The sequence below is a fragment of the Massilia mucilaginosa genome (assembly GCF_011682145.1).
Lineage (GTDB): Bacteria > Pseudomonadota > Gammaproteobacteria > Burkholderiales > Burkholderiaceae_D > Telluria_A > Telluria_A mucilaginosa.
Map to the genome: position 1 here is coordinate 1 of NZ_WHJH01000362.1, position 284 is coordinate 284.

Below are 284 nucleotides of genomic sequence, written 5' to 3' on the forward strand. Positions count from 1 at the left end.
GGCTGCCGTCGTTCATGCGCAGCAGGTAGCTGAGCGAGACGCACTGCGGGTGGGAGCAGGGCAGGGGCGCAAAATCGCTCACCTTCAGCTTGCCGTTGGTTTGCTCCTCGATTGCCTTGATCACGCCCGGAATCGTCAGCCGGTCCATCGGGTCGTGCGCGAACTGCCCGCCGCCCGCGCCGGTAAAGGCGACCGGCTGGAAGTTCAGCGACAAAAAGTGGTCTTCCGAGAGGAACATCTCCACCACCTGGCCGATCTGGTGCTCGTTGACGCCGCGCGCGGCC

General features: G+C 65.1%; 1 protein-coding gene. It reads right to left on the reverse strand.

The genetic code is table 11. The features are described 5' to 3' along the window. Window positions 1-284 (reverse strand): hypothetical protein (locus F2P45_RS35180; RefSeq protein ID WP_223164952.1); only part of this gene is annotated, 284 nt, incomplete at both ends.